The sequence below is a fragment of the Pseudomonas sp. J380 genome, assembly GCF_009827115.1.
In the GTDB taxonomy this organism is placed as follows: Bacteria; Pseudomonadota; Gammaproteobacteria; order Pseudomonadales; family Pseudomonadaceae; genus Aquipseudomonas; species Aquipseudomonas paracarnis.
In genome coordinates this window covers 1,022,681-1,047,614 of the sequence record NZ_CP043060.1, presented here as the reverse complement: position 1 = coordinate 1,047,614, position 24,934 = coordinate 1,022,681, and the positions used below count along the sequence as shown (strand labels likewise).

Below are 24,934 nucleotides of genomic sequence, written 5' to 3'. Positions count from 1 at the left end.
CGTCTTATGAGAGTTCAGAGCAATACAGCAGAAAGGCAAAAGCCCGGTCGTTACCGGGCTTTGCAGATCCCTCAAGGGGAGGTAAAGCTGAAGTGCCTCAAGGGCTACAAGCCAAACTCTACGAGCGGTTGGCGCTCATGTCAACGCTCTGCGTGTAGGTCGAAGTAGTTAGGATATGTGTACCGTAATGTGTAGTCGTCAGAGCTGAGACAGTCCTGTCTAGCACTGTGGGCAGGTTACCATGCCGCAATCTGTAGTCGATACGAAGACTACTAATCTTATCTATTGGGTGTTTCTCAACGGTGCCATAACTGACTCTACGTCCAGACCGTTCATGAGGCAGTTGTGTGCTATCACTGACAGAGCCTCTAAAAGCTTGTCTCGCTGTATTGCCAACGCAGCGTTCTCCGCTTGAAGACTTGCAATACGCTCTTCGAGACTCCTGCGCCGGCGGGCACCATCCGGATCCCTCCCGCTTTCCCTCATTTGAACAACACGAGCGGCCTCAATTCTGTCTCCACGGTCACCTCCTAGCGTAGCTCGGCTTGTCAGGCCCAACCGGCGCTGCACCTCCGGTCGGGAAATGGGAGCGATCTCCACTCCTGAGCTAATCATCTGGGCGAGGAGAGCGTCTATTGCTTCGTCAAGAGTGCCGCCCCTCAATGTCTGTCGTCGTGCCATAGTTGCCCCTAGTCATCTGATACCGAACTGTGTCGTTTGTCCGAGTCCACAACCGTGATTGGACGCCCGTTTGGAAACACGCGTTGCACACCTCCATTGGTATCGCGTGCAAGGACAGATTTTAAATTCTTGAGCTTGTTTTCCTGGTCTGCTAGCCATACATCGCTGCCTGCCTCCCCGGTGCCTGCGTCGCGCATGATGGATATTGCCTTCGTCAGATTCTTGGCTTGTTTTTCAAGGTTGACCCGCTCCGATGGAGTGCCCATCAGATGTAGATGCGAGCAGCCATTCCAGCATTGAAGATGCTTAGGGCAGGGGGCCTGGGAGAAATCGTGGATACAACCTCCGAAAGGGGTCACATGCAGCGCCGTGGCGTGTACGGTGAGGAATGCTTCTGCAGTTGTTGTACCTTTATCTGATAGCAAAGCATGGTAACTGTCGGTCAAAACGCCATGAATGCGCTTATCTCTTATGGCTGTATGTAGAAAGTCGAGGCGCTCGTGATAGCTATTGAACGCCAGAAACTCATGATGGGCAGCAGTGTTTTCTTCAATGCTCGTATGTTGGTAATAAACATTCTGGTCGAGGCGTTTTCGCCCCAGAGCCAACGCTTGCTGAACATCGCTCATACCGGTCAAGTGGTAAATTGTGTTCCGCCAGTGTCTAGGTTGGTGGCTTGTTAGCCTAATCGGAGTTCCATCGGATTCGGTTAATGAACGACGCGAAAAAATGGACGTATATTTTTCATCGTCACCTAATGCGTGATTGATATCCCCGAGGGTGACCCGACGCGGTACCGCACGAAACACATTCGCCTCACGTCCACCGAAACGAAATTGGCCGTCGAAAGCGATGGCAAGCGTTTCGCTGGTTCTAAGTACGATACGAACCTGTCCCCCGACATTTTCTGTCAATGCCGCGTGCCCACGGAGCCTCGGGACGATCAGTCGCTCAATCTCCCCGGCGACGTAACGTCGCTTTAACGACCTTCCTCGCTTTTCATCCGGTTCATCGTCAAATGGATAGACACCGTTGCGTGTGAGAAAAAGGTATAGATTTCTGCTTGCGCTTCTTGCTTCGCTAAAACCTAGCCAGTCCAAGACCTTTGCATCGGAGATCACTGACTGAGGGGGGTAGCTCCAAATACGTCCTGGGTGGAGTTCTTGCCAGGCGGCAATTTCTCGTTGTTCATTGGTTAGCGTTTTTAATCGCTCTACTGCGCGCCTGGCTAAAGGAATGTCGCTTTCAGCCAGCCAATGAACACGGGATTGAAATTGCTTTTCCGCGAAGTACCTAATTCCGCATTCGACCAGAGGCTTGCCATGGGCATCGACAACTACTTCTCCTGTCGTCCCTTTGATCGGCCTTTCGACCCAACAATCATAGGGTATTACGGCTACTTCGTTACCCCGTTGCCCAGTCGCTATCAATAAGTCGATCACTCGCAGCAAAATTTCTTCGCCGTCACTAAGTGGGTTGTTCGAGCATAGTGCATATGCCTCCATCGCCTCACGAGAAGGTAATCTATCATCAGATTTACGCTGTTTTACCGCAAGATCAGGGTCGTGCAATGAAATGTAATCGTGTCGGCGTTTTTCTGGTTTTGCATCATGCTCAAAGTGGATGGCGAACTCGGTTAATTGCAGATTATCAATCGTATTCGCTATTACTTGGAGGTGAGAGATCGCGTCATAGAGATTCTTGTAGCCGCTCTCACGGAGAAAGCCTATGACTCGGTCGAAATCGCCTCGCGTCAGGAGTGTGGGGTCGGATACGCCGCGCTCAAACAGGGTGTTGTACAGCCGTCGAACAGCAATATTGTATGCAGCCACCATCGAAAACTTCAGGCTTCTGGTGCGTTGTAAATACACAATTAGAGCCTTGCTAAAGTCTTGGAAAGCAAAGGGGAGTGGGCCCTTCGGCGGTGCAGGATAACCTGTCTTTTCCAGGGTTTGTCGGTGCGTCTCAAACGTAAGTGCATGTTTGTTAACATCCCTTTGCGGCAACCAATTTCCGATACCCCAGAATGATTCTGCCCATGGTGTTGAAATCGGTAATGACCGAAAAATCGCTTTCTCCTGTGCAATAAAGCTTTCGAGGCTCAGCCTTGCCCTAGACAGCGTCATCTTCGGCACCCTCCGTGTGCCGCCGGCAGCGTTCGATCGTAGCGCTTACTGCCAGGATGGTTGTCTGATGCTGGGCGAGGGGCCGGTTGTGACTCAGATCACCGGCTCGTTCTGCCATATCAATGAACCGTTGGGCCTCCCGCTGGAGCGCATCCTTTACCTGCTCGTGGTGGCCGTCAGCAAAGGGGTGGAACTTCTTGCAGGTGTAGCACGCGTATATAGGGTTGTAGGGACAGTGGGTATGAACGGGCAGGGCGCAGGCACCAATATCGCCTATGTATTGCGTATCAATGACGCCGCGGACGGCTGCTTCAGGAGCCGCATCGCGGCGTTGGACGATTTTCCCAGTTAATAAGCTGCGCATGATGCGTTGATAGGCCGGGCTCTTACCCAGTGCTTTCTCTTTGATCCGGGCAATGTTAGGGGTGGCCGTTACGTAAGCACGCGCTGCAACCGTGCTGTTGTGACCGAGCAGTTCGGCAATCATGTCTGCTGGAGTACCCTGATCCGCCAAGCCTTGCCCGAGGTGATGACGCAACAACATGGATACCTGATTCGGCCTATCTATCCCAGCTTCACGCAGCTCGTATTTGAGGCCTGTACCGATTTCAATAACCGAGAGACGCCTTCCACAAGGATTGACAAATAATGGTTCACAGTCGCTACCAAAACGGCGTTGAATTTCTAAAACGTGGCGTGAGATTTTCTCACCCAGGCGGGTGGTTATCTTGCGGGGGCGCCGCTCAGGTCTGCGCTGGCCGACTTTTTTGGCCATGGGTAACCACAGGGTGTAGTACTTCTCGTGATCAGCGCTCTCAATAAATTCAAAATCAGCAATGTCGAGCGAATGAAATTGAATCGACCGAGGTGCGAGTTCGAAACCCAAATGAAGCACTATATTAAACTGAACATCCTCCCAAGAGTCAGATTTGAGTTCTCGCTCAATGCGTTTGAGTAATCGAATTTCCTCATCAAGCTCTAAACCAGACTGCGAGAGAAAAATTCGAGCATACGGGTCAACACGATCTGACTTTACCTCCTTGATTTTTAAATATGTGATTGGATCGAAGCCATTGATTCCTCTATCCATTGCCCAACGATAAAGCCCTCGAAATCCTACCAGTACTGTCCTCGTTTTTTTGATTTCTTCGAGAGCAGTGATTAGTTCATGTGTGGCCCAAGGAAGTCCGACCGCGAGATTTGTACCAGGTAAAAATCGAAGGGTATCCGCGAACATTGCCGCAGTTCGAGGTGCATATTTCTCAAGTGCATAAGCCATAAAGCCTTTGCCTATTTCGATTAGCTCTGAATTCAACTGGATCGCAGTCCAATCGATTTTCATTGCAAGTCCACCGTCGTACCATGTCCACACCTTCAGCCGCGTATCGACGTAGCGTGGCTGGTCATTAGTACGAGTTCGAATTGCAACGTAAGCGGGCCCCCTGAACACGTAAGCTGGCAAAGAGGAGGGCGGTGACGCGTGTTCTTGATCGGCTGATTTGGTCACGGCGAACCTCCTTAACTGTCAAGTCGACTCCAGGCTGCCGAGCTGCGCTGGGCATTGTGGAGGTTGGCCGACTCGGCTAGATAACGACCTGCGTAACGGCGTGGCATAGTCGAGGTCTCAGACCAACCGCAGACTCGCCGCAGTTCGTCCGTGGCCCGCTCGAGGTCATGCCCACGCTTTTCGACCAGGTAAGCCAAAAAGTGGTCTGCAAAGGTGTGGCGAAAGTCATGCGCAGAAAGTGTAGGCAACAATCCTGGATGAGCCAGCTCAATGGTCAGAAACAGCCGATCAAGAACGTTAGACAACGCGCGGATCGACAGCGGGCGGCCACGATCCGAGATGAACAAATAGCGATACAGCAATTTCATCGGTTTACCGTCACGCAGAGGGCGCCGGTCGCGCTGGATATAGCGCTCGTAGACCTCATACAACTGTGCGGAGATGCCTACGGTCCGCCCATGTGTTTTGAGCGCAGGCTCTTCAACGCGCGGGTCGCGGGGATCATGTTCGCGATCATTGATGCTGACATAGGCGTGCTGAGAACCTTTATTGATATCCGTGGTGTAGAGCTTCAGAAGCTCTCCGCGACGGATGCCGGTCTCCAAGAGCAATTCAATCATTAGCCAGTTACGCAGTTGCAAACGTTCCGGGAACGGATTCGCCGCAGCGCCAGGGCGAATCAGTGTGCGAACGATCTGTAGTTGCGTATCTGTCAGGCTGCGGTAACGAGTGCGATCGGGACGAGCATTGATGATATGGCTCTCAAAGCGCCGCTCAATGACGTCGGCAACATCGGCAAATACCACGTTGATGTCAGCCTGTGTGGCTGAACTCTGACGGGCGCGCGGGATGTAACGGGTGACGCACCAAGACAGGTATTTCTTCAGCAGGCGCAGGTACTGGTCACGTGTTCGTGAACTGATCTGCTGAAAAAGTACAGTGCCAGCTTTGCCGATTCGGGCGATCAGATTATCGGCATGACGACCACTTTGGAGCCAAATAGCGTAACCGTCCAGCAAAGCCAGAATCGCCTCAAAGTGGCAGGCCAAGATGGCCTCATCGATATCCAGATCTCGGCTTTTGGCATAGGCGTAGAAAGCCTGGATCGCGCGCAGGTGCGCCGCAGCCGTGTTGTAAGCCCGGTGCCTGAGTTTGAGTTGGACGTAGATGAACGGAATGAGTATGGGCAACGGCGTCGCATCACCAGCTTGTACAAGCAGCGGTAGTCGTTGACCTGAAGAGAACCTGCACTGAATCAGTTTCATCGACAGCTACCTCATTCAAGGACTCGCCATGAACACGAAACACATGGCCCGTTGAGAGAGTAGACGTCAAATACGAATTGGTCGAATCAGTGACTTACGTGGCTTATGAACATTTCTAACATGGCCTGTCGTTTAACATAATATACATTATGCGAACCGTCCTATGCGGAGCTGGGGGGCTCTGGTGGTCAGATTTCGAGCCTGGCACAGGCTTCGATCACTTGGCAGCAACCCGTACCTGGATATCAGTAAAGCGTAAGTCAAACAGGCTCGCGACACCTGACGACAACTCCGTCACGGTTGGCTTATCCGAGCACGTCATGAGAATCTACACGCTCAAACCACAGCTACCGATAATTGAGGTCATGGATGAAATTCAAGTTGTCCTTCACGCGCACCAACAAATTAGACTCAATGGAAAAGGACATTTTCACACTTGAAGTCGATGCTCATGTTGAGCCAAAACGAATCGCTGATTTTGATCAAGGCACAGCTTCAGTTAGCTTTGGATACCCAGGCATCACTGAGGAATACAGTATTGTCGGTCCACCCACCCAGGATGACCTAGTAGTTTTGGAGCTGGCCGGCAAACCGATTTTCAGGCTTTGGCAGCGAGATTCGGATGATTTGAGCATTGGTGCACCGGTTACGGTGAGCCAAGGCGAATTCGACCACAGTCTGGGCCGTGTTACCCAACGAACCTGGTGACACACGCGTAAATTAGATGGAGGGACCATGAATTCTGGTCCCTCCGCCTCCATAGATTTACATGCATTATAACTAAACTAAATAGTTATTTAGTTTAGTTATATCTGATCGTTATCCATCAAAGCCTAAACCGATCCACCGACTGCGAAAGCTTCCCCGCCAAACTCGACAATTCATCCGTCGTCGACGCCGTCTCGCCAATCACCCGACTGTTACTTTCCGACATTCCCGCAATCCTCTCCACCTGATGAGCAATCTCATTACTGGCCAGGCTTTGTTCACTAATAGTGCGGGAAATATCGTTGACCAATTCAGTGGTGCTCAGCGTGGCCTGGAGGATCTCGCGAATGGCACGTTCCACTTCGGCAGTCACCGCCATGCCCTTGTCCACTTGGGCAACGCCCTCCTCCATGCTGATCACCGCTTCACGGGTGTTCTGCTGGATACTCCCGACCATGCTGGCGATTTCCTGGGTGGAGGCGCTGGTGCGTCCGGCCAGGCTGCGCACTTCATCGGCGACCACCGCAAAACCGCGCCCTTGTTCACCGGCGCGGGCGGCTTCGATGGCGGCGTTCAGGGCCAGCAGGTTGGTCTGGTCGGCAATCCCTTTGATCACCTGGATAATGCTGTAGATCGCCTCGGACTCCTTGTCCAGCGTGCGGATCACTTGCGCCGACTGTTGGGCAGAACGGGCGATGCCGTCCATGTCGCTGACCACCTGGTGGATGACGCGGCCGCCGTCCTTGGCCAGGGTTTCAGCCTGGCTGGCCATGTCCAGGGCACGTTGGGCGTGACGGGTGATTTCTTCGATGCTGGCGGTCATTTCACTCGCGGCGGCGGCCATGGTGCTGGCGGCGACGCTTTGTTGCTGGCTGCTGCCTGCCACTTCATGGCAACCCTGGCTGAGGCGCTCGCTCATGCCATTCACGCCATGGGCATTGCTGCGAACCACTTCGATCATGCCGCGCAAATCCCGCTGCATCGTCGCCAGGCTGCGAATCAGTGCACTGGCTTCGTCCTGGTTCTTGGGTTCGGCAATCGGCTCGCTCAGGTTGCCATGGGCAATGCTCTGGGCAATACGGCTGGCGGTGCGCAACGGCCCCATGATGCTCAGGGTCACCCAACGTCCTTGTGCCAGCAGCAACAGCAGGCTCGCCCCCAATACAATAATCAAGGTCCAGTTAGCGTTACTGATGGTTTGCCGGGTACCGGTGCTGGTGAGTTGGGTATTGTTTTCGATCAGTTCGCTCAACGCCGCCATTTGTTCTTCCAACTGGCTGAACGCGGCATTGAAGGTCTGCAGTTCCCCTCGTGCGGCCTCTGGATTGTCCAGGGCCAGCGCGACGATGCGCTCGCCGGCACTGATGTAGGTGTCCAGGCTGGGTTTGATTTTTTCCAGGCTGGCCTTGATCGAGGCGTCCAACGGCAGCTTGAGATTGTCCGCCAGCACCTCGCGAAAGTGCTCGGCATGCTCCTTGATCGAGCTGTTGACCTCGGCCGGCGTACTGGTGCTTTTGCCCAGCCCGACCAACATCGCCGACAGTACATCCGCACGCAGGGCGTCGTGCATCATGTCGGCTTCCATGTGGTTACGCAGTACCGTCATGCTGACGTCGTTGTCCTGTACCGCATCGGCCATCCGCGTATTGCCCAGGTAGCCAGCCAGGCTCATGATCAAAGCGGTGAGCAACCCGGTCGCAATCAACAGCACCAATCGTAATTTGATCGTCATAGTGGTACCCCGTGCCAGGAACGCCGGTTGGGAACCCAACCGTTTCAATGTCGCTGCTAGCTGTATCGGCAGCTGTTGCTTGTTAGTGAAGCCTAAGTTTGCGGATCTGCGCGGTTCCCTTAAGCTGACCGTCCGTTGCTCTACCTGGATCTGCCAAATGCCTCAACGTATCGCCCGTCTCGCCCTGTTGCTGGGCTTGATCACCGCCGTCGGCCCGTTTGCTATCGACATCTATCTGCCGGCGCTGCCGACCCTGGGCGCCAGCCTCCAGGCCTCGCCGGCGGCCGTGCAGATGAGTTTGACGGTGTTCTTCATGATTATCGGCGTGTGCCAGTTGTTCTACGGCCCCCTCAGCGATGTGTTCGGGCGTAAACCGCCGATTTATGCGGGCCTGGTGATCTTTGCCATTGGCAGTGTCGGCTGCGCGCTGGCACCGACCATCGAAGTGTTGATTGGCTTTCGTGCGGTGCAGGCGTTCGGTGCCTGTGCGGGGATGGTGATCCCACGGGCGATTGTCCGTGACCTGTACACCGGCCATGAAGCGGCGCGTCTGATGGCTTTGTTGATGCTGGTGATGAGTGTTTCGCCGATCCTCGCGCCACTGGCCGGTAGCCTGGTGATTTCGATCTGGAGTTGGCGCGAAGTGTTTGCCGTGTTGGCGGTGGTGGCCGTGCTGTGCCTGGTGATGACCGCAGTACAACTGCCAGAAACCCACCCAGCCGAGCGCCGCCTGGGCAAGACACTGGGCCAGGCGTTCGGCAGTTATGGCGCCCTCCTCCGCGACCCGGTCTTTACGGGCTTGTCGGTGGTGTGCGGGTTTGGTCTGGCCACCTTCTTCGTGTTCATCGGCAGCGCGCCCTTCGTGTACATCGAGTTTTTTGGCCTGACACCGACCCAGTTCAGCCTGTGCTTTGCGCTCAACGCGGCCTCGTTTTTCGCCATGAGCCAATTGACCGCCCGCCTCAGCGCCCGCTTTGGCCTGGCGCCGTTGATTCGCTGGTCGGTGGTGGGCGTGGCGGCGGTCATGAGCTTGCTGGCGGGCACCACACTGTGGGGTGACAGCCTGGGCTTGATGATGGGGCTGTTGTTTATCGGTTTCGGCTTTCTTGGCCTGCTATTGCCGGCGGCCGGGGTACTGTCGCTGGAGGATCATGGTGCGGTGGCAGGTTCTGCGTCTGCACTGCTGGGTGCGATCCAGATGGTCACAGCGGCTGTGGCGATGACCTTGGTGGGTATCTTTGCCGACCATACACCGGCGCCGATGTTGATCGGTATTGCGCTGTGTGCGCTTGCCGCGATGCTGACCACCTTGTGGACGTTGCGGCGCTTACCGGCTCACTTGACCTCAAGCGTCCCGCCTTCCTCTTGAGCACAGGAGCAGGCAGATTCAACATTCTGGTTGCCTGTGAGGCCCTCTTCGCAGGCAACCCAGCTCCCACATTTGAATCGTGGCGTATCCACAAGCCTACAAATCAAATCGGTCCACCGCCCGCCGGCGCTCATTGTCGTCACGCACGTCATAGCTGGCAGTGGTCTGGATGTTGGTGTGATGCGCCAGTTTCTGCGCAATCGACAAATCATGCTCCTCGATCACCCGGGTGATAAACGAACGACGGAAATCATGGGGCATGATCTTGACCCCCACTTGATCGCCGCGCTGGCGCGCGATGTAGTAAATCGCATGCTTGGTGATCCGCTCTCGGGTGATATGGCTGCCTCGCCGGATGCGGTTGAACAGGAAGCTGTCGTCCTGCTCGCCTTCCTTGAGGTGCTCGCGACGAAACGCCAGCCAGGCTTGCAGCTTGGCAAACGCCCAGTCCGGCGCGTACTTGACCAACTCTTTGTTGCCCTTGCCGATCACGCGCAAGCTGCGCTCGTCAAAGTTGACCTGTGCCAAGTCCAGGTTCACCGACTCCGACTTGCGCATGCCCGAGCCATATAACAGGCCGATCACCGCTGCATCCCGCAGGCCCTGGGGCCGAGGGTCGGCGGCGCAGACGTCGAGCATCTCGCGGATCAAGGTGCGGCGCAGATTGCGGCCCTGGCTCAGGCGCGTGCCAGGTGTGGCCTTGACCGAGCGCATCTTCAACAGGTGGTCCTGGCTGATCAAGCTCATGCGCCACGCTTCATTCATGACCCCGCGCACCGCATTCACATACAGCGACGAAGTGTTCGGCGCTAAGCCGTCCTCGCGCAAGGCAGCCACCAGTGCGATGACGTGTTCAGGCTGCAGCAGGTGCCAGTCAATCTCTTCGAGGTTGAGGTCTTCGAAACCCAAGCGGTCGGCGGCATCCTGCAGCACGTAGCGCATGGTCAGTTGGCTGGAAGGCGCCAGGCGGGTGAGATATAGGGTCAGTGGGTTGCAAATGGACTCGGTCAAGGTAGATCAGCCTTTGGATTAAATACACCGACCAACTATTTGATTAGTCGATGTATTTAGTGGATTGGCGAAGGCCGAGTCTAACCCAGGACCGGCCCTGGCACAAAATCACGGGGCCGATTCGTCGTCTTCGCTGGCTGCCTGGGGTTGGGCCTGGGATTGGCTCCAGTCAGCGTCCTGTTGCTGCATCAGCGCGAACCACTGCTGGCGCATAAAAGCGAGGTAACTGTCCGGCGCCTTGGCAAAGTCCTTCTCGTCGCCATAGCAGCCTGGCAGGGGCAGTTCGGTGCCCTGCTCCTTGTATTGGCTGACCAGCGCTTGCTGCGCCGCGACGCTGCAGTCGGTGGGCAGGGGCATGCCGCGCAAGGCACCAGCGTCCTCGTCCCACCAACTGGCGCCCACGCGGTCAAGGCCACGCAGACGATACTTCTCGGACTTGCCGGCATGCATGATCAACTTGAATTCGTTGGGGCTGACATCACTGGTGCAGGCCCGCGAATAACCGACCGTGGCCTGGGTATTGCCGTCGCCCAGCAGGTCGGTGACCTTGGTGGCAGCCCGGTCAAAGCGCAGCCCTGCGTCGAATTCGCAGTGCTGTACATCGTCGTACAGCATCCACACGCGCTTGGGGCGCTCGCCACCCAGCACGTATTGCGCCGCGTAGACAAAGGCCGATTGGGTACCATCGTCATCGCGCTCACCGACTTGCTCGGCGAGTACCAGCAGGTTTTTGCCTTGGCGGTCATCCCAGGTATAAGCCGCGACCTGCTTGCCGCGCACTTCCACCCCGTCCGGCACCTGGTCCAGCGGGGTCAGCGCGACGCCTTGATCGGCCCGCACGCTGGTGACACAGGCCACCGTCATCAACAATCCCATCAGCGCTGGCCGCAACTGGCCGCGTAAAAGCTGCACGCTATTCATCCGAGTACCCTGGCAAGAGAGGGCTTACTTTACCGGCACTTGAGCGCTAATGCAGAGAAGATTGTTGAAGGGCGAGCATTGGGCTGATCGCCTCGCTCAGATTGAACCAAGCGTCTTGTACGAAGCTCCGATGTCGCCCTGTGAGACCTACATGTAACGCCTTGATTACTTAGCTGAACCCTAGCTGTCTGCCTGTCAAATAAACGAGTTTTTCATCCGCCTTTCATATTCGTTGCACATTTTTGCGCTTAACCTTGTACGCAACACTTAAGAGCAATCCGTGGATTATCGACTAACCTATTGAAAACGCGTCATCTTTAGCGCCGTTTTGTAACCTGCGGGCTGTAGTTTCGCCCAATGAACGCTGCTGTTTTCACGCTTGAAGTCGCTTTAGCCCGAGGTCATGAATCTTTGAAACCCTACCCTATTCATTGCGTGTCGATCGTTATCCCGGTCTACAACGAACAAGAAAGCCTGCCTGAGTTGCTGCGTCGCACCACGGCAGCCTGCAAGCAGCTGGCCTACGAATACGAAATCATCCTGGTGGATGACGGTAGCCGCGACAACTCGGCCCAATTGCTCGAAGACGCCGCCGCGGAAGATGGTAGCAATGTGGTAGCGGTGATCCTTAACCGCAACTACGGCCAGCATGCGGCGATCATGGCCGGCTTCGAACAGTGCCGTGGCGAAGTGGTGATCACCCTCGACGCCGACCTGCAGAACCCGCCGGAAGAGATTCCGCGCCTAGTCGAGCAAGCTGCCCTGGGCTACGACGTGGTCGCCACCGTGCGTAATAACCGCCAGGACTCGGCCTTCCGCCGCTGGCCGTCGCGCTTGATCAACCTTGCCGTGCAGCGCTCTACCGGCGTGGCCATGACCGACTACGGCTGCATGTTGCGCGCCTACCGACGCACCATTGTCGACGCCATGCTCGCCTGCCGTGAACGCAGCACGTTCATTCCTATCCTGGCCAACGGCTTCGCCCGGCACACCACGGAAATCCTGGTGCACCACGCCGAACGTGAGCACGGCGAATCCAAATACAGCGCCATGCGCCTGATCAGCCTGATGTTCGACCTGCTGACCTGCATGACCACCACGCCCTTGCGCCTGCTGTCCATCGTCGGTTTCAGCCTGGCGGCGCTGGGCGTGCTGTTTGCCTTTGCCCTGATCGTCATGCGCCTGGCCTTCGGCGCCGACTGGGCCGGTGATGGCCTGTTCGTGCTGTTTGCGGTGTTGTTTGTGTTCACCGGTGGCCAGTTCATCGGCATGGGCCTGCTGGGCGAATACCTGGGCCGCATGTACAGCGATGTCCGCGCCCGCCCACGCTTCTTTATTGAAAAAGTGCTGCGCAACCAACCGGCAGCACCGGCTCCAGTCGTCGTGGTCGACGGTCTGGTGTCTTCCCATACTTCTACTTCTTCTTCGGATCAGGTCCAGTCATGAGTTCAAAAGCTGTTGTATTCGCCTACCACGATATTGGCTGCGCAGGCATTGAAGCGCTGCTCAGCGCCGGTTACGACATCGCCGCCGTGTTCACCCATGCCGATGACCCCAAGGAAAACAACTTCTACGGTTCCGTCGCCCAACTTTGCGCCCGCAATGGCATCCCGGTACATGCACCGGAAGACGCCAACCACCCGCTGTGGATCGAACGCATCGCCAAGCTGAACCCGGAGTACATCTTCTCGTTCTACTACCGCAACCTGCTGAGCGAGCCGCTGTTGGCCACCGCCCGCAAAGGCGCGTTCAACCTGCACGGCTCGTTGCTGCCTAAATACCGTGGCCGCGCCCCGGCCAACTGGGTGCTGGTCAACGGCGAAACCGAAACCGGCGTGACCCTGCATCGCATGGTCAAGCGTGCCGATGCCGGCGCCATCCTGGCCCAGCAAAAAGTCACCATCGAGCGCAGCTATACCGGCCTGAGCCTGCACGCCAAGCTGCGTGAGGCGGCCACGGCGCTGCTGCGTGATGCCCTGCCACAGCTGGCCCAGGGCAAGCTGAGCGAAACCGCCCAGGACGAGAGCAAAGCCACCTACTTCGGTCGTCGCACCGCCGCCGATGGCAAGCTGGACTGGAAAAAACCTGCCGAGCAACTGTTCAACCTGGTACGCGCAGTGACCCAGCCGTACCCCGGCGCCTTCTGCGCCGTGGGCGAGCACAAGCTGATCGTGTGGCAAGCCGACGTGGTCAAGGGCAACGAAGGTTTGGCGCCTGGCCGTGTAATCAGCGTCAACCCGCTGCGCATTGCCTGCGGTGAAGATTCCCTGGTGGTCAAGTTCGGCCAGCGCAACGAAAACGGCCTGTACCTGGCCGGCCCGTCCCTGGCCGATGAACTGGGCCTGGTAGACGGTTCCGTGCTGCGCGGCGCCGAGTCGGGCCGCAAGCCGCGCCGTACCCGTGTGCTGATCCTGGGCGTGAACGGTTTTATCGGTAACCACCTGTCCGAGCGCCTGCTGCGTGACGACCGCTACGAAGTCTATGGCCTGGACATCGGCTCCGACGCCATCGAGCGCCTGCGCAGCCACCCGAACTTCCATTACGTGGAAGGCGACATCAGCATCCACACCGAGTGGATCGAGTACCACATCAAGAAATGCGACGTGGTGCTGCCGCTGGTGGCCATCGCCACGCCGATCGAATACACCCGTAACCCGCTGCGCGTGTTCGAACTGGACTTCGAAGAAAACCTCAAGCTGGTGCGCTACTGCGTGAAGTACAACAAGCGCGTGATTTTCCCGTCGACCTCCGAAGTCTATGGCATGTGCCAAGACCAGTATTTCGACGAAGACACCTCCAACCTGGTGGTGGGCCCGGTCAACAAGCAACGCTGGATCTACTCCGTCTCCAAGCAACTGCTGGACCGCGTGATCTGGGCCTACGGGGACAAGGGCCTGAAGTTCACCCTGTTCCGGCCATTCAACTGGATGGGCCCGCGCCTGGACCGTCTGGACTCGGCGCGTATCGGCAGCTCCCGCGCCATTACCCAGCTGATCCTGAACCTGGTGGAAGGCACGCCGATCCGTCTGTTCGACGGTGGTGAGCAGAAGCGTTGCTTCACCGACATTGCCGACGGCATCGAAGCCCTGGCGCGCATCATTGATAACGACAATGGCGTCTGCGACGGCCAGATCATCAACATCGGCAACCCCGAAAACGAAGCCAGCATTCGCCAGCTGGGCGAAGAACTGCTGCGTCAGTTCGAGGCTCACCCACTGCGCCACAACTTCCCGCCGTTCGCCGGTTTCCGCGACGTCGAGAGCAAGGCGTTCTACGGCACAGGCTACCAGGACGTGGCGCACCGCAAGCCGAGCATCGAAAACGCCAAGCGCCTGCTGAACTGGGAGCCGAGCGTGCAGATGAGCGAAACCATCGGCAACACGCTCGATTTCTTCTTGCGTGAAGCCATGCTTGAAATTGCGGATAAAAAGTAATGCAGGCAGGTCTTCGCATCGACGTCGACACCTACCGCGGCACCCGTGAAGGTGTGCCACGGTTGCTCGACTCCCTGGCCGAAGCTGGGGTCAAAGCGACGTTCTTCTTCAGTGTCGGGCCAGACAACATGGGGCGCCACTTGTGGCGCCTGATCCGCCCGCAGTTTTTGTGGAAGATGCTGCGTTCCAACGCTGCCGGCCTGTATGGCTGGGATATCTTGCTGGCCGGCACCGCCTGGCCAGGCAAGCCGATTGGCCGCGACCTGGGGCATTTGATGCGCCAGGCCAAGGCCGCCGGGCATGAAGTCGGCCTGCACGCCTGGGACCACCATGGCTGGCAGGCCAACACCGGGCGTTGGAGCGAGGCACAGCTGGTCGAGCAGATTCGACGCGGCGTAGACACCTTGAGCGACATCCTCGGCGAGCGCATCGACTGTTCAGCGGCCGCCGGCTGGCGTGCCGATGAGCGCGTGGTGCAAGCCAAGCAAGGCTTCAACTTTCGCTACAACAGCGATTGCCGGGGCACCAGCCTGTTTCGACCAACCTTGGCCGATGGCAGTGCGGGCACCCCACAAATTCCGGTAGACCTGCCGACCTTCGACGAAGTCGTCGGGCCGGTGGTGGCTGCCAACGATTTCAACCGTTTCATTCTCGACAGGTTCAGCGCGTCGAAGCTGAACGTCTATACGATCCACGCAGAAGTAGAAGGGATTCTGATGGCCAATGATTTTCGCCAGTTGCTCGCCCAGGCAGGGCAGCGCGGCATTGATTTCAAACCCTTGGGCGAACTGTTGCCCACGGATGTGACCACCCTGCCCCAGCAACAGCTGGTACGCGGCGCCTTGAGCGGCCGCGAGGGCTGGCTTGGAGTACAGCAGGCATGATCCGCCGCTGGGCCTTGCCCCTGCTCCTGCTCGCGTTTGCGGTGTTCTACCTGCTGCCGTTGGCCACCCATGGCCTGTGGATTCCCGATGAAACCCGCTATGCACAAATCAGCCAGGAAATGCTGATGACCGGCAAGTGGGCCTCGCCGCACTTCATGGGGATTCGCTACTTTGAAAAACCTGCGGCCGGCTACTGGATGATCGCGCTGGGCCAGGCGATCTTCGGCCAGAACCTGTTCGGCGTACGGTTTGCCTCGGCGTTGAGCACCGGCTTGAGCATTCTGCTGGTGTATCTGGTCTCTCGCCGGTTGTGGAATGATCCGCAAAAAAGCCTGGTCAGCACGTTGCTCTACATGAGTTTCGTCAGCGTGGCTGCGCTGGGCGGCTATGCCAACCTGGACCCGCAGTTCACTTTTTGGGTCAACCTGACCGGCGTGGCCTTGTGGTTCTGCTTCGACAGCACCACGCGGCGTGCGCGCTTGTGGTCCTGGGCCTTGCTGGGCCTGGCGTGCGGCATGGGCTTCATGACCAAGGGCTTCCTGGCCTGGTTGCTGCCGGTGCTGGTCGCCCTGCCCTACGCCGTCTGGCAAAAACGTTTTGGCGAGTTGTGCAAATTTGGCCCTGTTGCCGTGGTGGTGGCGATTGCGGTCAGCGTGCCGTGGGCCCTGGCTGTGCACCTGCAAGAGCCGGACTACTGGCATTTCTTTTTCTGGCACGAGCACATCCAACGCTTTGCCGGTGAAGACGCCCAGCACGCCGAACCTTTCTGGTATTACTTGCCGCTGCTGGTAGGGTTCGCACTGCCGTGGGTTGCGCTATTGCCGTCCGCGTTCAAGCAGGCCTGGCTGCAACGGCGTGTGCCGAAAACCGCGTTCCTGCTACTGTGGCTGTTGATGCCCCTGGCCTTTTTCAGCTTGGCCAAAGGCAAGCTGCCCTCCTACATTATGCCGTGCATGCTCCCCCTCGCCTTGCTGATGGGCTCGGCCCTGAGCGACAAACTGGCTCAAGGCCACGGCCGCGTTCTGCGCATCAATGGCTGGTTGAACCTGGTGATCGGCGTGCTGGTCTTGCTGGCCCTCAGCTGGTTCCAGTTGAAGAAGCCGGTATACGAACCGGGAGAAGAAACCCTCAGCCTGGTGCTGGTGTTCATCTTTTTGTTCGGTTGGATCGTGGTCAATCTGCTGCAAGCGGCGCGCCCTTTGGCATTGTGGGCCGCGCCGCTGATCGGCAGTGGATTGCTGGTGCTGCTGGTGCCTGCGGCGTTGCCTCATTCGGTGGTTTACAACAAGACCCCGGACCAGTTCATCATTGATCACATCGACGAATTGCAACCCAGCGTTGCCCTGCTGAGCAACGACCTGGGCGCCGCCTCGGCGCTGTCCTGGCGCCTCAAGCGTCCCGATATCACGCTGTACAACACCTCGGGTGAGGTCAAGTACGGCCTGGCTTACGAGGATACGGCCCCGCGTCTGGTCGACCGTAACCGCATCCAGGCGTGGATGGCCGAAACCCGGCGTACCGGCGCGGTGGGCGTGGTGATGCGCGTCAATAGCACCGGCGAAAAAGAAGAACTCGCACTGCTGCCCACTGACGGCAAGCGTTATGCGCAAGGCAAGATCGTGATCCTGATTTTCCCGCAGGTCGCGCCATGATCACCCTGCTGCTACTGCTCACGGCCTGCCTGCTGACCTGCATGGGCCAAGTCTCGCAAAAATTCGCCGTGGAAAGCTGGCGCGACGTGCCGGACGGCTGGGCACCGAAACTGCGCTCACCGTGGTTGTGGTCGGCGCTGGTGTGCCTGGGCCTGGGCTTGCTGGTGTGGCTGCTGGTGTTGCAGCGCCTGGAAGTCGGCATTGCCTACCCCATGCTCAGCCTGAATTTTGTGCTGGTCACGCTGATGGCGCGCTTTGTGTTTCATGAACCCATTGATGCTCGTCATTGGCTGGGCGTGGGGCTGGTGATTGCCGGCGTGGTCTTGCTGGGGCGCCAGGTATGAGTCGCGTGCGGGGTTTCGCCCTGGCTTTGGGCAGTGTCGGCCTGGTGAGTGGTGCCCAACTGGGCATGCGCTGGAGCATGACGCGCCTGCCGCTTCCCACGCAATGGCTGGCTGCCTTCACGGATAACAGCATCGACCTGGGCGCCTTGGGCGTGGTGATCCTGGCGACCATCGCCTATGCGCTGTCGATGCTGTGCTGGCTCGGCGCACTGAAGCACTTACCCCTGGGCCGCGCTTATTCGCTGCTCAGCATCAGTTACGCGCTGGTGTATTTGCTGGCCGCCAGCCTGCCGGCGTTCAACGAAACTTTTTCGCTTTCAAAAACCTTGGGGGTGGCCTTGGTCATCCTCGGCGTACTGGTTATCAACTCTCGTCGTGCTAGCACCTCAAGTCCCAGGAATACCCCATGAAAATCAGTGTATTTGGTAGTGGTTACGTTGGTCTGGTCCAGGCCACTGTATTAGCCGAAGTCGGTCACGATGTCATTTGCATGGACGTTGACAAGCACAAGGTCGAATCGCTGCAAAAAGGTCACGTGACTATCTTTGAGCCGGGCCTGGCAGCCATGGTCAAGGACAACCTGGAAAGCGGGCGCCTGCGCTTTACCCACGACGAAAAACTCGCCGTCGAGCACGGTGAAGTGTTGTTTATTGCCGTGGGCACGCCGTCGGATGAAGACGGCTCTGCCGACCTGAAATACGTGCTGTCGGTGGGTGATGCGGTCGCCCGCCATCGCGTGGCGCCGGTGATCCTGGTGGAGAAATCCACCGTACCGGTCGGCACTGGCGACACATTGCGCGACCACATCCTCAACAACCTGAGCGCCGCCGGCCGTGAGCTGCAGTTCGATATCGTCTCCAACCCGGAATTCCTCAAGGAAGGCTCAGCCGTTGCCGACTGCCGCCGCCCGGACCGGATCATCATCGGCTGCGAGCGTGAAGAGGTGCGCGACGTGATGCGCGACCTGTACGCGCCCTTCAACCGCAACCACGATCGCATCATCTTCATGGACCTGCGCAGCGCCGAACTGACCAAGTACGCCGCCAACTGCATGCTGGCCACCAAGATCAGCTTCATCAACCAGATCGCCGAGTTGGCTGAACACCTGGGTGCCGACATTGAGTCGGTGCGCCTGGGCATCGGTGCCGACTCACGCATCGGCTACCACTTTATCTACCCTGGCTGCGGTTATGGCGGCTCGTGCTTCCCCAAAGACATGCGCGCCCTGATCCACAGCGCCAAGCAGGCCAACTGCTCCAGCGACCTGCTCGAAGCCGTGGAAGCCATCAACCAGCGCCAGAAGAGCAAGCTGTTCGAGCGCATCAACGCGTTCTTCCAGGGCAACCTCAAGGGCAAGACGTTTGCCCTGTGGGGCCTGGCCTTCAAGCCCAACACCGATGACATGCGTGACGCCCCCAGCCGCGTGCTGATGGAAGCCCTGTGGGCTGCCGGGGCCAATGTGCGCGCCTTTGACCCTGAAGCCATGCAGGAAACCCAACGCATCTACGGCGATGACCCGCGCCTGATGCTGATGGGCACCCCGGAATCCACCTTGGGCGGCGCCGATGCGTTGATCGTGTGCACTGAATGGCAGCAATTCAAGGCGCCGGACTTTGACCTGATTCACCAGCGCCTGAAAACCCCGGTGATCTTCGACGGCCGTAACCTGTACGACGGCGAGCGCCTGACGCGCAAAGGCTTCAAGTACTTCCCAATCGGCCGCGGCGACTCCTGCGAGTTACCGATCCCCCAGCAAAACTGGGTGGAACAGGTCAAGGACGCTTGCTAAGTGAACATCGCCTTACCGTCCGGGCAGCGTGCAACGATCCGCCGCCAGTCCCTGGGGCTTGGGCTCTTGGCGCTGCTGCTGTTTATCGTCGGCAACTGGCACCAGGCGATCATCGGCTTTGATTCGCGCTTTGTGCTGTTTGCCCAGGAAATGCTGCGCCATGGCCCGAGTTTCTTTCCCACCACCTATGGTCAGCCGTATGCCGATTACCTGGCGACCTCGACCCTGCTGACGTGGCTGCTGTCGTTGCCCCTGGGCCAGGTCACCAGCCTGACGGCGTGGCTGCCCACGGCGGTCGCTTCGGCGCTGATTGTGGTGCTGGTCTATCGCCTCACGGCGCCCTACTCGCCACGTTGGGGCCTGCTGAGTATTGCGATGCTGCTGCTCAGCAGTACGTTCATCAGCGAAACCCGTGCAGTCTCCCTCGACCAGATGCTCGCCGCCGTGGCGTTGGCGGTGTTCTACCTAGGCTATGCCCATGATCATTTCGCTGCCGCCAAGCGCCTGCATTGGATGTTTTTGCTGTTGCTGCTGGGGTTTGCCATCCGTGGCCCGATCGGCCTGGTGATCCCTACGGGCGTGTTGTGCAGCTACTACCTGATCAACCGCCAGTGGCGCCAGCTGTTCAGCTTCGGCCTGCTGGCACTGGCGCTGCTGGCGGCGTGCGTCGGCCTGTTGTTGCTGCTGGCCAAGCTCAGCGGCGGCGAAGACTTCATGCATGATGTGATTCGCATGCAGTTCCTGGGGCGCATGGATGGCAGCGAAGGCTCCGGCGGCGTGCTGTATTACTTCACCAGCTCCCTGGGCAACTACGCCCTGGCCTATCCACTGGCATTGTTAGTGCTGCTGGCGGTGCTGATGGACGGTCGACGCGCACCGGCCCCGGCCTTGAAGCTAGTGCTCTACTGCGCGGCAGCGGCTGTGCTGGTGATGCTGGGCCTGTCGGTACCCCAAGCCAAGAAAGCGCGCTACATCCTGCCGATGCTGCCGATGGCCGCGATCATTGCCGCGTACCCCTTCGCGGTCACGCAAGGGCGACAGTTTGCGTGGCTACGCGCCTTTATGCTGGGCATCTGGACGCTGTTGCCAACGCTGTTGGCCATTGGCTTGATGGTGGCGCGGCGGCGCTACCCGGAACCGCTGGCCGACCTTGAGCTGATCTTCGTCGTGCTCGGCACGCTACAGGTGCTGGCCCTGCTGGCATTGCTCCGCTCGCGGCTGCGCACCTACGGCCCCGCCTTGGCCGCCGTGCTCGCCCTCTGGACCACCTACATCATGGTGGTTGAACCCCTGGAACGTCAGGTGTACGACACCCGCACCTTCAGCCTTGCCGTCAAGGCACACGTTCAGCAGCAACCAGCGCCGCTGGTGTTACATGCACTGGGCAAAGACGCGAAAGCTATCAAGTTCATGGTCAACTTCGATTGCGACAAGGTGCCGCTGTTTACCCAACTGCCTGCCGAATTGAAACCGGTCCAGGCGCCGGCGTGGTTGGTCATGAGCCAGGCTGATTTCCAGGCGCTGGAAGATCCGCGCTTGCGTTCAATCACGCCGACGCTCACCGCAGCGTTCGACAAAAATCCGTATGTGTTGCTGCACTTGGCAAAAGCCACGACGCCTTGAGTGCTATGCCCGCTGCACTGTAAGAAAGAACGCCCACTCCTCCACGAGTGGGCGACTTTCATCATAGGTACCAAGAAAACACCTACATTTGTTTGCGTAATGGCTGGTGCACTTTCCCTTCCGGTGCTCGGAGCCCAACTGTAGACTCGCTGCCACGTGCACTTACTATCTACCACCCGACCGCCAGGACTGCCCTGAAACGCTTGGGCCAGGGCACTTCATGACAACAAGGACGTTGTAGGCTGCCCGCGCGCGATGGCTTACTTCATCGAGAGGACAATGCCGTGCGAGAAAACCTGTTAACCCTCCCTTTACCCAGGCTGGATCGCTTGATGGCGTTGCGTGACGCACTGGTGGCGTTGAAGGGGCCGCTGGCCGACGATCCAAGGCTGCGCGAAAACCTGCAAGCGCGTCTGTTCAATGAAGAAACCCATAGTCGCGTGCTGGGCAAGATCAATCCGGCTACACCCGCAGACTCCGGGCCGATTACCTACGGCGAGGCCTTTTAGCTGCATTTATTTTGCATTTAACCCTCATTAATATGCATTGGCGCCGCGTTATCAAGCACTGCACACTGCACAGGTTCCTTCCCCCAAATGTTGGAACCTTCAAAGGGCTGTTCCGGGAAACCAGGCAGGCCTTTTTTTTCGCCCGCTGTTTATGGACCGTCTCTCAATGCTCGCTCGCTGGTTACCCGCTGCAATCAACACCCGTCCCGCCGAATGGAGCCGTGCCGCCATCGGCATGGCCCTGGGCACGATGTTCAGTGTCTGGGCCTGTGCCCAGGTGTTCGGCATGGAGGTGGCCCTGCACCTGCTCGGCCCTCTGGGCGCATCGGCCGTACTGTTGTTTGCCGTGTCGTCGGGGGCGCTGGCCCAACCCTGGTCAATCATGGGCAGTTACCTGTGTGCAGGCATCGTCGCGTTGTTGGTCGCCCGCGTCTTGGGGCGCACCTTGGGCAGCGCCTGCCTGGCGGCGGGCATGACCGTGATTCTCATCTGCTGGCTGCGCTGCCTGCACCCACCGGCCGGCGGCCTGGCCATGACCCTGGTGCTGGCCGATCCGGCATCGGTCAACCTCGGCTGGTACGAGCTTGCGCCGGTGATGCTCGGCGCCGGCGCCCTGCTCGCCTGCGCGCTGGCCTATAACAATGCCACGCGCACGCGTTATCCCAAGGGCCTTGCCGAGCCAGCCCCGGTTATCCCGGGCACTGCCAATGCCGTGAGCGAGCCGAGCATCACGGCAGCCGACCTCAAGCTCGCGTTGGCCGAGATGGAGCAGTTCTACGATGTCGAACCGACAGAGTTGGAGCAACTGATCCACGCCGCCGAGGGCCATGCCCGACGTCGCAGTATCGGTGAGGTACTGGCCAGCCGGGTGGTTTGACCGGCACTGCATAAATGCAACAACGACCTGCAGGATTCCGGGTTGTACTGGGCAAATTTGCACTGGTACGATCACGAGAGAGTTCACCCGCGAACATCTTGATAAAGACAATAAAAGCAGGGAGTTAGAGATGACTGCTCAGGTTTCATCCCAAGCAAGCCGCGCCGAGGTCCAGCAGGACGCTGTCCTGGCAAGCGTGCGCAACCATATCGGCCACCTCACCCTCAATCGTCCCGCTGGCTTGAACGCCATCACCCTGGACATGGTCCGCCAGTTAACCGCGCATTTGCAGGCCTGGGCCGACGACGCCGAGGTCTACGCCGTGGTACTGCGCGGCGCCGGTGAGAAAGCCTTTTGCGCCGGCGGCGACATCCGTTCGCTGTACGACAGCTTCAAGCAAGGCGACACCCTGCACCAGGACTTCTTCGTCGAGGAATATGCCCTCGACCTGGCCATTCACCACTACCGCAAACCCGTACTGGCGTTGATGGATGGCTTCGTCCTCGGCGGTGGCATGGGCCTGGTGCAAGGCGTGGATCTGCGGGTAGTCACCGAACGCAGCCGCCTGGCGATGCCGGAAGTGGCCATCGGGTACTTCCCGGATGTCGGCGGCAGCTATTTCCTCTCACGCATTCCGGGTGAGCTGGGTACTTACCTTGGGGTGACTGGCGTGCAGATCCGTGCGGCCGATGCCTTGTACTGCGGGTTGGCAGACTGGTACATCGACAGCGCCAAGTTGGTTGAGCTGGATCAGAAACTCGACGGCCTGCAATGGCACGACTCGCCGCTCAAGGACCTGCAAGGCGCACTCGCCAAGCTCGCCGTGCAGCAATTGCCCGACGCCCCCTTGGCGGCCTTGCGCCCGGCCATTGACCACTTTTTCGGGTTGCCGGACGTGCCCAGCATCGTCGAGCAACTGCAGCAAGTAACCGTGGCCGATAGTCACGACTGGGCGCTGACCACCGCCAACCTCATGCAGACCCGCTCGCCCCTGGCCATGGCCGTGACCCTGGATATGCTGCGCCGTGGCCGCCACTTGCCACTGGAACAGTGCTTTGCCCTCGAACTGCATCTGGATCGCCAATGGTTCGAGCGCGGCGACCTGATCGAAGGGGTTCGCGCACTGATCATCGACAAGGACAAGACTCCGAAGTGGAACCCGCCCACCCTCCATGCGCTGGATGCCAGCCATGTGGACAGCTTCTTCCGCGACTTCGTGCAGATTGGGAAATAAGCCATGCAAGATCTTGAATACACTGAAGAACAAGTGATGATCCGCGACATGGCGCGGGATTTTGCCCGAGGCGAAATCGCCCCCCATGCCCAAGCCTGGGAAAAAGCCGGCTGGATCGACGACGCCCTGGTGGCGAAGATGGGCGAGCTGGGCCTGCTAGGCATGGTCGTCCCGGAAGAATGGGGTGGCACCTATGTCGATTACGTCGCCTATGCCCTGGCCGTGGAGGAAATATCCGCCGGTGACGCTGCGACGGGCGCGTTGATGAGCATCCATAATTCAGTGGGTTGCGGGCCGATCCTCAACTACGGCACAACCGAACAGAAACACACCTGGCTGGCCGAACTCGCCAGTGGCCAGGCCATCGGTTGCTTCTGCCTGACCGAACCCCAGGCCGGTTCCGAAGCCCATAACCTGCGCACCCGTGCCGAGCTGCGTGATGGCCAATGGGTCATCAATGGCGCCAAGCAGTTTGTCAGCAACGGCAAGCGGGCCAAGTTGGCCATCGTGTTCGCCGTGACCGATCCGGACCTGGGCAAGAAAGGTATTTCGGCGTTCCTGGTGCCCACCGATACCCCCGGTTTCGTGGTCGACCGCACCGAGCACAAGATGGGCATTCGTGCGTCAGACACCTGCGCCGTCACCCTCAACCAATGCAAGGTTCCTGAAGCCAGCTTGTTGGGTGAGCGCGGCAAGGGGCTGGCCATCGCCCTCTCCAACCTGGAAGGCGGCCGCATTGGTATCGCCGCCCAGGCCCTGGGCATCGCCCGCGCCGCGTTTGAAGCCGCGCTGGCCTACGCCCGTGATCGGGTGCAGTTCGACAAGGCAATCATCGAACACCAGAGCGTGGCCAACCTGCTGGCCGACATGCAAACCCAGCTCAACGCTGCGCGCCTGCTGATCCTCCATGCTGCGCGCCTGCGTACTGCCGGCAAACCGTGCTTGTCCGAAGCCTCCCAGGCCAAGCTGTTCGCCTCGGAAATGGCTGAGCGGGTCTGCTCCAAGGCGATGCAGATCCATGGTGGGTATGGGTATCTGGAGGATTACCCGGTGGAGCGTTACTACCGGGATGCACGGATCACGCAGATTTATGAAGGAACCAGCGAGATTCAGCGGATGGTGATTGCCAGGGAGTTGAAAAACTACCAGCTCTAACGGACATGACACCATCGCCTTCTGTAGGAGCGAGCTTGCTCGCGAAAAACGTCAACGATAACGCGTGCTTGCTGACTGACCGCGGCGTCTGTGAGCTTCTCGCGAGCAAGCTC

The 24,934-nt window shown here is 58.6% G+C and carries 19 protein-coding genes and 2 pseudogenes; 14 read left to right on the top strand and 7 right to left on the bottom strand.

Annotated elements, in window-relative coordinates; translation table 11 throughout:
* Positions 1 to 689: 689 nt before the first annotated feature.
* Genes FXO12_RS04905 through FXO12_RS04895 form a run of 3 tightly spaced genes read right to left on the bottom strand, consistent with a single transcriptional unit; the run spans position 690 to position 5,579 of the window.
* Positions 690 to 2,807: a hypothetical protein gene (locus FXO12_RS04905; protein ID WP_160049571.1), complete on the bottom strand. Its 2,118-nt coding sequence runs from the start codon at positions 2,805 to 2,807 to the stop codon at positions 690 to 692.
* Positions 2,794 to 4,314: a site-specific recombinase gene (locus FXO12_RS04900; protein ID WP_160049570.1), complete on the bottom strand. Its 1,521-nt coding sequence runs from the start codon at positions 4,312 to 4,314 to the stop codon at positions 2,794 to 2,796. Before FXO12_RS04900 ends, FXO12_RS04905 begins: the two co-directional genes overlap by 14 nt.
* A gap of 11 nt (positions 4,315 to 4,325) precedes the next feature.
* Complete coding sequence (locus tag FXO12_RS04895; RefSeq protein ID WP_133633728.1) at positions 4,326 to 5,579, bottom strand: site-specific integrase; 1,254 nt, start codon at positions 5,577 to 5,579, stop codon at positions 4,326 to 4,328.
* A 369-nt stretch (positions 5,580 to 5,948) separates the two neighbouring features.
* Here FXO12_RS04895 and FXO12_RS04890 point away from each other — a divergent pair, with 369 nt between their 5' ends.
* A complete protein-coding gene (locus FXO12_RS04890) occupies positions 5,949 to 6,287 on the top strand; it encodes a hypothetical protein (protein ID WP_057975923.1) in 339 nt (112 codons plus the stop codon).
* A 118-nt stretch (positions 6,288 to 6,405) separates the two neighbouring features.
* On the opposite strand, the pseudogene FXO12_RS29345 reads toward FXO12_RS04890, so the two are convergent.
* Both FXO12_RS29345 and FXO12_RS29340 read right to left on the bottom strand, forming a co-directional pair.
* Positions 6,406 to 7,002: pseudogene (locus FXO12_RS29345) on the bottom strand (methyl-accepting chemotaxis protein); the annotation flags it as partial.
* 309 nt (positions 7,003 to 7,311) lie between these two features.
* A pseudogene (locus tag FXO12_RS29340) lies at positions 7,312 to 7,959 on the bottom strand (methyl-accepting chemotaxis protein); the annotation flags it as partial.
* A 217-nt stretch (positions 7,960 to 8,176) separates the two neighbouring features.
* Between FXO12_RS29340 and FXO12_RS04880 the strand changes: the two are divergent.
* The gene (locus FXO12_RS04880; RefSeq protein WP_057975920.1) at positions 8,177 to 9,388 is read left to right on the top strand and encodes a multidrug effflux MFS transporter; all 1,212 of its coding nucleotides are present in this window, start codon (positions 8,177 to 8,179) and stop codon (positions 9,386 to 9,388) included.
* A gap of 96 nt (positions 9,389 to 9,484) precedes the next feature.
* On the opposite strand, the gene xerC is transcribed toward FXO12_RS04880, so the two are convergent.
* Positions 9,485 to 10,399 carry a tyrosine recombinase XerC gene (gene xerC / locus FXO12_RS04875; protein ID WP_034127441.1) on the bottom strand — a complete coding sequence of 305 codons (915 nt, stop codon included), beginning with the start codon at positions 10,397 to 10,399 and terminating at the stop codon, positions 9,485 to 9,487.
* A gap of 108 nt (positions 10,400 to 10,507) precedes the next feature.
* Entirely contained in the window at positions 10,508 to 11,320 is an 813-nt protein-coding gene (locus FXO12_RS04870) for a M949_RS01915 family surface polysaccharide biosynthesis protein (RefSeq protein ID WP_054896499.1), read from the bottom strand.
* Between the two features lie 411 nt (positions 11,321 to 11,731).
* On the opposite strand from FXO12_RS04870, the gene arnC reads away from it, so the two are divergent.
* The 12 genes from arnC to FXO12_RS04810 all read left to right on the top strand — a co-directional run bounded on the left by arnC (position 11,732) and on the right by FXO12_RS04810 (position 24,821).
* Positions 11,732 to 12,766, top strand: a complete 1,035-nt coding sequence (arnC, locus tag FXO12_RS04865) for an undecaprenyl-phosphate 4-deoxy-4-formamido-L-arabinose transferase (protein ID WP_003191219.1) — start codon at positions 11,732 to 11,734, stop codon at positions 12,764 to 12,766.
* On the top strand, positions 12,763 to 14,754 hold the full coding sequence (gene arnA / locus FXO12_RS04860; protein WP_057975918.1) for a bifunctional UDP-4-amino-4-deoxy-L-arabinose formyltransferase/UDP-glucuronic acid oxidase ArnA: 1,992 nt from the start codon (positions 12,763 to 12,765) through the stop codon (positions 14,752 to 14,754). The genes arnC and arnA overlap by 4 nt, the downstream gene beginning before the upstream one ends.
* A complete protein-coding gene (gene arnD, locus FXO12_RS04855) occupies positions 14,754 to 15,638 on the top strand; it encodes a 4-deoxy-4-formamido-L-arabinose-phosphoundecaprenol deformylase (RefSeq protein ID WP_054918989.1) in 885 nt (294 codons plus the stop codon). The genes arnA and arnD overlap by 1 nt, the downstream gene beginning before the upstream one ends.
* Positions 15,635 to 17,290 carry a lipid IV(A) 4-amino-4-deoxy-L-arabinosyltransferase gene (gene arnT / locus FXO12_RS04850; protein WP_054896503.1) on the top strand — a complete coding sequence of 552 codons (1,656 nt, stop codon included), beginning with the start codon at positions 15,635 to 15,637 and terminating at the stop codon, positions 17,288 to 17,290. The genes arnD and arnT overlap by 4 nt, the downstream gene beginning before the upstream one ends.
* Positions 17,287 to 17,634 carry a 4-amino-4-deoxy-L-arabinose-phosphoundecaprenol flippase subunit ArnE gene (gene arnE / locus FXO12_RS04845; RefSeq protein WP_054896504.1) on the top strand — a complete coding sequence of 116 codons (348 nt, stop codon included), beginning with the start codon at positions 17,287 to 17,289 and terminating at the stop codon, positions 17,632 to 17,634. Before arnT ends, arnE begins: the two co-directional genes overlap by 4 nt.
* Positions 17,631 to 18,044 (top strand): 4-amino-4-deoxy-L-arabinose-phosphoundecaprenol flippase subunit ArnF, encoded by a 414-nt coding sequence (gene arnF / locus FXO12_RS04840; RefSeq protein WP_054896505.1) that lies wholly within the window; start codon positions 17,631 to 17,633, stop codon positions 18,042 to 18,044. The genes arnE and arnF overlap by 4 nt, the downstream gene beginning before the upstream one ends.
* On the top strand, positions 18,041 to 19,423 hold the full coding sequence (locus FXO12_RS04835; RefSeq protein WP_054918996.1) for a UDP-glucose/GDP-mannose dehydrogenase family protein: 1,383 nt from the start codon (positions 18,041 to 18,043) through the stop codon (positions 19,421 to 19,423). Before arnF ends, FXO12_RS04835 begins: the two co-directional genes overlap by 4 nt.
* Positions 19,424 to 21,046 carry a glycosyltransferase family 39 protein gene (locus FXO12_RS04830; protein WP_057975914.1) on the top strand — a complete coding sequence of 541 codons (1,623 nt, stop codon included), beginning with the start codon at positions 19,424 to 19,426 and terminating at the stop codon, positions 21,044 to 21,046.
* A 332-nt stretch (positions 21,047 to 21,378) separates the two neighbouring features.
* On the top strand, positions 21,379 to 21,555 hold the full coding sequence (locus tag FXO12_RS04825) for a hypothetical protein (RefSeq protein WP_125919849.1): 177 nt from the start codon (positions 21,379 to 21,381) through the stop codon (positions 21,553 to 21,555).
* 166 nt (positions 21,556 to 21,721) lie between these two features.
* Entirely contained in the window at positions 21,722 to 22,432 is a 711-nt protein-coding gene (locus FXO12_RS04820) for an HPP family protein (protein ID WP_057975912.1), read from the top strand.
* A gap of 130 nt (positions 22,433 to 22,562) precedes the next feature.
* Positions 22,563 to 23,666: an enoyl-CoA hydratase/isomerase family protein gene (locus tag FXO12_RS04815; protein WP_057975910.1), complete on the top strand. Its 1,104-nt coding sequence runs from the start codon at positions 22,563 to 22,565 to the stop codon at positions 23,664 to 23,666.
* A 3-nt stretch (positions 23,667 to 23,669) separates the two neighbouring features.
* Entirely contained in the window at positions 23,670 to 24,821 is a 1,152-nt protein-coding gene (locus FXO12_RS04810) for an acyl-CoA dehydrogenase family protein (protein WP_057975908.1), read from the top strand.
* The last annotated feature ends 113 nt before the right edge of the window (positions 24,822 to 24,934 follow it).

Excerpts from the sequence above, each read along its gene's own strand:
- FXO12_RS04815 (WP_057975910.1), top strand. The coding sequence starts at position 22,563 with ATGACTGCTCAGGTTTCATCCCAAGCAAGCCGCGCCGAGGTCCAGCAG.
- FXO12_RS04895 (WP_133633728.1), bottom strand. The coding sequence starts at position 5,579 with ATGAAACTGATTCAGTGCAGGTTCTCTTCAGGTCAACGACTACCGCTG.
- FXO12_RS04880 (WP_057975920.1), top strand. The coding sequence starts at position 8,177 with ATGCCTCAACGTATCGCCCGTCTCGCCCTGTTGCTGGGCTTGATCACC.
- arnE (WP_054896504.1), top strand. The coding sequence starts at position 17,287 with ATGATCACCCTGCTGCTACTGCTCACGGCCTGCCTGCTGACCTGCATG.
- FXO12_RS04870 (WP_054896499.1), bottom strand. The coding sequence starts at position 11,320 with ATGAATAGCGTGCAGCTTTTACGCGGCCAGTTGCGGCCAGCGCTGATG.
- arnT (WP_054896503.1), top strand. The coding sequence starts at position 15,635 with ATGATCCGCCGCTGGGCCTTGCCCCTGCTCCTGCTCGCGTTTGCGGTG.
- FXO12_RS04825 (WP_125919849.1), top strand. The coding sequence starts at position 21,379 with ATGGCGTTGCGTGACGCACTGGTGGCGTTGAAGGGGCCGCTGGCCGAC.
- FXO12_RS04890 (WP_057975923.1), top strand. The coding sequence starts at position 5,949 with ATGAAATTCAAGTTGTCCTTCACGCGCACCAACAAATTAGACTCAATG.
- arnD (WP_054918989.1), top strand. The coding sequence starts at position 14,754 with ATGCAGGCAGGTCTTCGCATCGACGTCGACACCTACCGCGGCACCCGT.
- FXO12_RS04810 (WP_057975908.1), top strand. The coding sequence starts at position 23,670 with ATGCAAGATCTTGAATACACTGAAGAACAAGTGATGATCCGCGACATG.
- FXO12_RS04835 (WP_054918996.1), top strand. The coding sequence starts at position 18,041 with ATGAAAATCAGTGTATTTGGTAGTGGTTACGTTGGTCTGGTCCAGGCC.
- arnA (WP_057975918.1), top strand. The coding sequence starts at position 12,763 with ATGAGTTCAAAAGCTGTTGTATTCGCCTACCACGATATTGGCTGCGCA.
- FXO12_RS04905 (WP_160049571.1), bottom strand. The coding sequence starts at position 2,807 with ATGACGCTGTCTAGGGCAAGGCTGAGCCTCGAAAGCTTTATTGCACAG.
- FXO12_RS04820 (WP_057975912.1), top strand. The coding sequence starts at position 21,722 with ATGCTCGCTCGCTGGTTACCCGCTGCAATCAACACCCGTCCCGCCGAA.
- arnF (WP_054896505.1), top strand. The coding sequence starts at position 17,631 with ATGAGTCGCGTGCGGGGTTTCGCCCTGGCTTTGGGCAGTGTCGGCCTG.